The sequence below is a fragment of the Candidatus Nitrosotalea sp. FS genome (assembly GCF_011319475.1).
Taxonomy (GTDB): Archaea; Thermoproteota; Nitrososphaeria; order Nitrososphaerales; family Nitrosopumilaceae; genus Nitrosotalea.
Genome location: NZ_RCMC01000282.1, coordinates 1 through 8,076, shown reverse-complemented (window position 1 = coordinate 8,076; position 8,076 = coordinate 1). Strand labels below are relative to the sequence as shown.

Below are 8,076 nucleotides of genomic sequence, written 5' to 3'. Positions count from 1 at the left end.
TTGCAAGCTCAAACTTGCTAAAGTCCCATCTAGGATGTTTACACACGATATAATCAAGTGATGGCTCAAAGCATGCAGTCGTAGTCTTTGNTAGTGGCATTCCCTGTCGAAGTGCTTCTGCTACATAGTATAGTATCTTATCATCTGGGTTTTGTAATTTATTTTCAATCTCTTCAACATCATATTTTTTATCAGGAGTACGGTTTGCAACAAGACCATCGTTTCCAATCTCAAGCATGCGTATTGCCTTTTGCAGAGACTCTTCAAAGCACCTCCCAACGCCCATGACCTCACCTACAGATTTCATCGTAGGGCCCAGGTTACGATTTGCAAGCTCAAACTTGCTAAAGTCCCATCGAGGGTGTTTACACACAATATAATCAAGTGATGGTTCAAAACATGCAGTTGTAGTCTTTGTAATTCTGTTTACAAGTTCTGGTAGAGTATGGCCCATTACAATTTTTGCAGCCATGTATGCAATTGGATATCCTGTTGCCTTGCTTGCAAGAGCAGAAGAGCGAGAAAGTCTTGGATTCATCTCAATTGCGACATACTTGTCAGAATCTGGATCTAGCGCAAATTGTACATTACATTCTCCAACAATTCCAACATGTTTTGCAGCACGTAGTGCAGCAGAACGCAGCAGTTGGTATTCATAATTATCAAGTGTCTGAGATGGTGCGACTACAATATTGTCTCCAGTATGTNCAGAACGCAGCAGTTGATATTCATAATTATCAAGTGTCTGGGATGGTGCAACTACAATATTATCTCCAGTATGCACTCGCATAGACAGGACATTTTCCATGTTACATATTATGACATTATTTCCAATATAGTCTGCCATTACTTCATATTCAATTTGTTTCCAGTGTCCAATGTATTCTTCAATTAGCACTTGACCAACAAGACTTGCATTAAGACCTCTTGTTACAATTTCATGAAGCTCAATTTCGTTATGAGCTACACCGCCACCTTTTCCTCCAAGTGTATATGCAACTCGCGCAATAACAGGATAGCCCAATTCATTTGCAATTTTTTTTGCGTCCTCAAAGTTGTATACAGTTCTGCTTTTTAGAACAGGGACATTGCATGCAATCATGGAATCCTTGAAGAGTTGTCTGTCTTCAGTGGCCTGTATTCCTGGCACCTGAGTTCCAAGCACCTTGACTCCATATTTTTTAAGAATGTCAAGTTCATCTAGCTTTACTCCACAGTTGAGTGCAGTCTGGCCTCCAAAGCCAAGCATTAGACCATCTGGTCTTTCTGCTTCTATGATAGATTCTACATATTTTGGATTTACTGGAATAGAGTACACCTTGTCTGCAAATCGCGTATCAGTCTGTATTGTCGCGATGTTTGGGTTTACAAGAACACTCTTGATTCCTTCTTCCTGGATGGCTTTGAGGCACTGGCTACCGGAGTAGTCGAATTGACGGTCACTTGATGTGACTTTCGCCTGCTTCTCCGATTTTGATTGCCCCACTGCCAAGAACTAGAATCTTCTTTAACGACTCATCTTTTGGCATTGTCCTCCCCTATGAGTTTCTTGAGCTCTTCAAAAATAAACATGCAATCAAAAGGTCCAGGTGATGCCTCTGGATGAAACTGTACGGCAATTATTTTATTTTTCTTGTGTTTTATTCCTTCCACTGTCTTATCATCAGTATTTGTAAACCATAATTTGAAATCAGTATTTTTTAGCGAGTCAGGATCAATGCAATATCCATGATTCTGACTTGTCACATAGACGTGATTGTTGTCAAGGTTGATACAAGACTTGTTCTGTCCCCTATGACCATATTTTAGCTTGTAAGTGCTTGCACCACCTGCAAGTCCCAATATTTGTGCGCCAAGACATATTCCCAATGTAGGAATATTTTTTTCAATTGCCTGCTTTGCAGTCTTCATTGTTTCCGCACATTTTATTGGGTCTCCTGGACCATTTGAAAATATAACACCTTTTGGATTGTATGATAAAATTTTCTCAAGAGAATAATTCCATGGTACTTTGATCACCTTGTATCCAAGATTTCTAACATTACGCAATATGGAATTTTTTACTCCAGTATCGATGACCACAATTGATTCTGATTCTGTGCCAAATGTTTGAGGTTCTTTTATTGATACAGTATTCATAAATTCCTCATCGTTGTATTTTTTTGCAGACTCTAGTTTCTTTTTGACTTCGGATACATTAATCGGAGTATCAGAAACTACAAGTGCTGCCATCATCACACCACTTGTTCGAAGTTTTATTGTAAGCTCCCTTGTATCAATTCCAGAAATTCCAGGTATTTTTTCATTATAGAGCCACTCATCAAGTGTCATTGTCATGTTCCAATGACTTGCAGTAAGGGACAATTCATGGACAACAAGACCTCTTACCTGAATCATCTCAGACTCCAAGTTCTTTCTGATGCCATCTGCATCTTTTTCGGTTGGATTTGGAACACCATAGTTTCCAACAAGTGGGTATGTCAGAGTCAAGATTTGCCCGCTGTACGATGGATCCGTGAGTGCTTCAATATAGCCAGTCATGCCAGTATTGAATACCGCTTCACCAAACGCTACGGTAGAATATCCAAACCCCATCCCCTCAAAAATAGTACCGTCTTCTAAAATCAACATGCCAAACTTGTTTGCATATTTGGCTTTTTTTGTTGGAATCCTTGAAACCCTCTGCATGTGGATTTTAATAGGGATTTAAATTTTATGCCGATCTAAAGTTCAAACTTCCAAGTTTAGAAAAATATGAAACTAGAAAATATTTGAAAATAAAATTTAGAGTGCCTTGAACTGTTCAGTCCACTTGTAGTATGCTCGTATCATTTCCATACTGACACTTGGCTTTCTTCGGGATATGATTTCCTTAAAGTCTGCTGTGGTAAGCACACGTGGCTGGGATTTCGGTTCTCCAAGTACCTCTTCTCCAAAGTGTGGAGAGTGGAACAAGTCGTTTACAACCATCAATTGTGCGGATTGGCAAATGTCTTTTACATCAGATGCACTGTATCCATCTGCAAGTTTTGCAAGTTCCATGGCCTTTACTTTCTCGTCTTTGTGCAATGGAGCCGTATAGAGATTGAACAGATTTTCTCTTGCTTCAAGTGATGGAAGTGAGACATAGACTCTCTTGGTAAATCTTCTAAGAAACGGCCAGTCAAGACTCCATGGCTTGTTAGTGGCGCCGATTACATAGAGTTTGAGGTCTTTTCCTTTTCCGTTTATTCCGTCCATTTCAGTCAAGAACTGGTTTTTGACACGAATCTCTCCACCAATCTCACTGTTACGGTTGCCAAGAAGTGAATCTACTTCGTCAATGAACAGTATAACTGGAAGTCCTTCTTTTTCTGCCAAACCTCTTGCCATCTGGAATAACTTGGAAACATTTTTCTCTGCTTCACCTAGCCACTTGCTCATCATTGATGCTGCATCTACGTTGATAAAGTAACCATCAATTTCATTTGCAGTAGCTGCTGCGATGACTGTCTTGCCACATCCCGGAGGTCCATAAAGCAAAATTCCTCTTGGCCATCCAAGTGGGAACAAGTCAGGCCTTTTTGCAGGATATACAATTGATTCTCGTAAAGCATTTTTTGCATCCTCTAAACCGATAACTTCTTCCCATGTTACATTGGGCTTTTCTTTCATAATAAGCGAGTCTAGTTCATTTTTAGTAAGAGATTGTTTTTGTTCTTCAGGAGTTGCCTTTGGATCTACTGCTGGCTCTAACTCTACATTGTTCATCTGTAGTGCCTTGATACGATTCTGGTATGCTGCAGTTCTCTCTTGGTATACTTTGTTTAGTTTATTTTCAGGATAAAGTTGGATTAGCTTGACAAGCGATTCAATTGCTCTCTGATAGTTTGCAATTGCCATTCCCCGGGCACCTTGGGAATCAAGTTTTATTGCTTCTGCCGCAAATTTGCTTGCACTATTTTCTAATTCTTGTGGGGCTAGACTCATAATATCATCAACTATATCTCGACTGCAGTTCTTCCAAGGTAATCACCAGTGTTAACTCGTCTAGCAGAATTTGTTAAATTAATTGAACCAACCTCTGGTATGGAAACTTCGGTCTTTACAGGCACTATTTTTACAGGTTCCTGGGCTGGAGCAAGTGTATCTAAAAGCGATGGTATCTTAAAATCGTCAATCTTGGTCTGAGACCCTTTTTGGAAGGCAAGGTTTCCAGCCACATCCTCATGAAGTGTCTGAATTTGATGCAATGCAAATTCTGCAGATATGACCAGATCCTCAAGTTCATCTTTCATTCCATTAACAGAGTTTGCCGCATAAAGTACGATTTCAATGAATTCTTGTAGAAATGACTTGATCTCTTTCTTGTCTTTGTATTTTGTGAGCAAGTATTCAGAGGCATGCATTATCTGCCTAATGTCTTTTAGTTCCTCAACAGACAATGTCTCGATAAAAGCATCGGGGGCATCCTTGTCTTGTTGAGATATTTTTGTGTCAATCTTTGAAGAAAGCGTCCTTATCTTGTCTAAATGACCAGACAAATCAAATTGACCATCATTTTTTGTAAAAGTAATCATATATGCACAAGCCTTACCAGAAATCTAGATTAGGGAACTGCTTGTTTATTTTAGAGTCGGCGATCAATTTAGCTTCATCTAAGAGCCTGCTTGAGACCTCATTTGCCTTGGCAAAGTCTAGTGTTGTGCTTCCCAAATGTGCTGCATCAATTATTATTCCACCTAATAGTAATGACAATTCTCCCAACTGAAAATCCATCNCTTTAGCAAAGTCTAGTGTTGTGCTTCCCAAATGTGCTGCGTCAATTATTATCCCACCTAGTAATAACGATAATTCTCCCAACTGAAAATCCATGGCAGGCATCAGTGCCAAGAGTTTAGACCGAATTGTCCTTACAACAGAGATAGTAGGAGACAGGACAGTAGGTACGTTTCCAAGCCCAACTATACAATCAAGACTTCGTCTTATCTGCCTCAACGATTCTATCGTATAAGACAGTTCAAGTTCATATCTGACCTGCTTTTCAAGTGTAGCAAGTGTTGTACAGTCCTTGTCAAGTCGCTTGTACAAGTCAATATTATTTTGAGTCACATCGTGTCGATGTTGTACCAGAACATCAAGAAGGCTATCGACAATCTCAGTTGCATAGTCTATTCTTGGCTTTATGGTGCTTGCACGTACAAGTTGGCTTTTACTTTCATTTTCTATTACCCATTTTGATTGATTCATTCCCAAGAAAGAGACCTGACTTTGTACTTATACGGGCCTTGTTACATCAAGTGGTGTAACCATGGTAACACCGGCAGAAGATACAGCTTAGTATTTTTTCGAATCTTTGTTCAATGAATTTAGCTATTCAGTTTACCTTCCAACTTGTTAATCCCACTCATGGTTAAAGGTCAAGACCTAGCCGTAAGCCTCGAAGAGTTTGGATTGAGCAAATATGAAGCCCAGGCATATGTCACCCTGATTACAAAGGGTACAATTTCTGCAGGTGAGCTTGCGTATTATTCCAATCTACCAAGAACTAAGGTTTATCCAACTTTACTAAAACTTGAAAGAAAAAAAATAGCCATAATATCAAAAAGCAAACCAATCATGTGCACTGCAATTGCACCAGAAGATGCCTTTGATGAAATCATACAAGAACAAATTAATCGAGTAAATGCAATGAATAGTCTTATTACAAAATTAAAACAGCTAAGCGAAGACAGCAAGAAAGCAAGAGGTTCAGAAGAACAGAGATACTTCCACTTGGCTGCAAATTATGTATTCAAACAATTACAAACTATGATAGAAGGTTCCAAGACTTCGATACACATAGTGATTGATTCATGGGGATTGAATCTATTATCGCAATGCAAGGAAGTTCTTCTACATGCCTTGCGAAAAGATATCGACATCAAGATGGTCATACCTACAAACCTTGTAGGCTCTGAAACATTTCATGGACTGCCAGCTGGAATCAAGATAAAAACAGCAGACATTGCTCAGAATGTTTTCATTTTTGATGACTCTGAAATACTCATGATAAATGGCAACAATGGAAAGGGTGCAATATTTCACTCAAACGATGTATTGGGAACAAATCAAGTCAGGTCATTTGATCAAATATGGAAAAATGGAATAAAAATAAGCAATCTAGGAGACATGACAAAGAGTGAAGCTCAAGAAGCGCTAAAGGCAATTCAAATCATAACCCAGAACGGATTAGGTTATGTTTTGAATTCCATGATAAATTCAAAGAACAAAGCAGTAGATATTTTGAATTTTTTGAATAAAAATGGAATTGATCTTGAATCAAAGACACTTGATGAAATAATATCTTTGGTAGATTCTACACTTGACATAACATGTTCTGGTCATCTACGTTACGAGTCCAATGCAAATCACTTTGTGATAGAATCAAAGGTCAACAGTGGACACTCCATTCCGTGGGCACTATTACTTGAAGGATATCTAAACAAGAAGGGAATCAAAACAAAGATGATTTACAATGACCATGTACACAATGGCGAACGAATTCACATCAAAGTAGATTCCAAAATTAGTGTCACACCATAGACAGTTGCGCAAAAACCAACCGACACATATTGTACCTTTATAATATGAGATAGTTCATCCCACCCTTGAATGCAGTTATCAACGGATTTTAATCCAAAAAAAATAGAGGACGAAGTTAAGGAATATCTATCAGGACTTGATCTAGAGAAACTAATTTCGGAATCACAGAACAAGACTAGAAAGATTGCATTCATAGAGGGACCTCCCACCATGAATGGCATTCCACATGCAGGCCACCTTCGAGGAAGAATAATGAAAGACCTGTGGTACCAGATATATGACTTTACGTGGATACAAGGTAACCTTCAATGCCGGATGGGATACGCAAGGACTNTCCACATCAAAGTAGATTCCAAAATTAGTGTCACACCATAAACTATAGAAAAAAGATTCTGTCTCCATATGGCACATACCTATATAACATACCTACATGGTTTATGACAACATGACTAGCACAACAGTCAAAGCGTTATTCGCTACAAGCCTGTTTGCTCTGATTGCAACAATTTTGGTGTCAAGCACACCAGCATATGCAATCAATGGACATGGTATATCGTATGGTCCTGAATTCGGAGGAGGAAAGCTTGTGAAGTATTCAGATGGTCTTCAAATCAATGGAAAGACAATTGACATATCCAAGTTTTCACAAAAGATTACAACTCAGAAACTCTACGCAAACGGTGTCTCAGACATTAGTCTGAAGATCTACCACCACGATGGTTCACAAAACATCCAACATGTGATAGTTTTCATGAACCTAAAGGGCAACGATCCACAATCATACCAGAGCAATACAAGAATAGAATTTGATAAAACAAATGGCGTATCTGTAGTAGATCCAAATAATGTATTCAAGAGCGTTACTGCAAAGACTACCTATGATACAAATTTCATGTATGTCNCACACCAGCATATGCAATCCACGGACATGGCGTATCATATGGTCCTGAATTTGGAGGAGGAAAGCTTGTGAAATATTCAGACGGTCTTCAAATCAATGGAAAGGCATTTGACATATCCAAGTTTTCACAGACAATTCCAACTCAGAAACTCTACGTAAATGATACTTCAGACATAAGCCTGAAGATATATCGTCACGATGGTTCACAAAATATCCAACATGTTATAGTTTTCATGAACCTAAAGGGCAATGACCCAAAATCCTCACAGAGCAATACAAGAATAGAATTTGACAAAACAAATGGCGTATCCATAGTAGATCCAAACAATGTATTCAAGAGCGTTGCTGCCAAAGCTACCTATGACACAAATTTTATGCACCTTAGCTTCAAGATAGTTGCACAAAAACCAATGGATACAACTAATTTGATAGTAAGAGCATGGGACAAAAACCTGTCATCATCACAAGTGGTAGTACTCGATGCACTCAAAATTGGATACTTGCCAGCAACATTCTCAAGCATGGCCCAATAGAAGCCAAGATACAGCTAAATCATTTTTATTTTTATATTTTCAACAGAGATTGTACCTTTATAATATGAGATAGTTCAT

Annotated in this window: 4 protein-coding genes and 2 pseudogenes; 1 reads left to right on the top strand and 5 read right to left on the bottom strand. The window is 38.7% G+C overall.

The genetic code is table 11. The annotated features are described in order from the left end of the window. Nucleotides 1-91 precede the first annotated feature (91 nt). The 5 genes and pseudogenes from DYY66_RS15050 to DYY66_RS11280 all read right to left on the bottom strand — a co-directional run. Nucleotides 92-707: pseudogene (locus DYY66_RS15050) on the bottom strand (carbamoyl phosphate synthase large subunit); the annotation flags it as partial. 1 nt (nucleotide 708) lies between these two features. Next, nucleotides 709-1,102, bottom strand: a pseudogene (locus tag DYY66_RS15045) (carbamoyl phosphate synthase large subunit); the annotation flags it as partial. A gap of 413 nt (nucleotides 1,103-1,515) precedes the next feature. Beyond that, on the bottom strand, nucleotides 1,516-2,688 hold the full coding sequence (gene carA, locus DYY66_RS11290; protein WP_178085612.1) for a glutamine-hydrolyzing carbamoyl-phosphate synthase small subunit: 1,173 nt from the start codon (nucleotides 2,686-2,688) through the stop codon (nucleotides 1,516-1,518). A 96-nt stretch (nucleotides 2,689-2,784) separates the two neighbouring features. Further along, nucleotides 2,785-3,969, bottom strand: a complete 1,185-nt coding sequence (locus tag DYY66_RS11285; RefSeq protein WP_166289431.1) for an AAA family ATPase — start codon at nucleotides 3,967-3,969, stop codon at nucleotides 2,785-2,787. Nucleotides 3,970-3,980: 11 nt separating this feature from the next. Continuing rightward, nucleotides 3,981-4,559 carry a hypothetical protein gene (locus DYY66_RS11280; RefSeq protein WP_218583734.1) on the bottom strand — a complete coding sequence of 193 codons (579 nt, stop codon included), beginning with the start codon at nucleotides 4,557-4,559 and terminating at the stop codon, nucleotides 3,981-3,983. Nucleotides 4,560-5,388: 829 nt separating this feature from the next. Between DYY66_RS11280 and DYY66_RS11270 the strand changes: the two genes are divergently transcribed. Continuing rightward, nucleotides 5,389-6,564, top strand: coding sequence for a TrmB family transcriptional regulator (locus DYY66_RS11270; protein WP_166289423.1), 1,176 nt, complete (start codon nucleotides 5,389-5,391; stop codon nucleotides 6,562-6,564). Nucleotides 6,565-8,076: the final 1,512 nt, after the last annotated feature.

Bases quoted from the DNA above. Each gene is read 5' to 3' on its own strand.
- carA (WP_178085612.1), bottom strand. From the start codon at position 2,688: ATGCAGAGGGTTTCAAGGATTCCAACAAAAAAAGCCAAATATGCAAAC.
- DYY66_RS11285 (WP_166289431.1), bottom strand. From the start codon at position 3,969: ATGAGTCTAGCCCCACAAGAATTAGAAAATAGTGCAAGCAAATTTGCG.
- DYY66_RS11280 (WP_218583734.1), bottom strand. From the start codon at position 4,559: ATGATTACTTTTACAAAAAATGATGGTCAATTTGATTTGTCTGGTCAT.
- DYY66_RS11270 (WP_166289423.1), top strand. From the start codon at position 5,389: ATGGTTAAAGGTCAAGACCTAGCCGTAAGCCTCGAAGAGTTTGGATTG.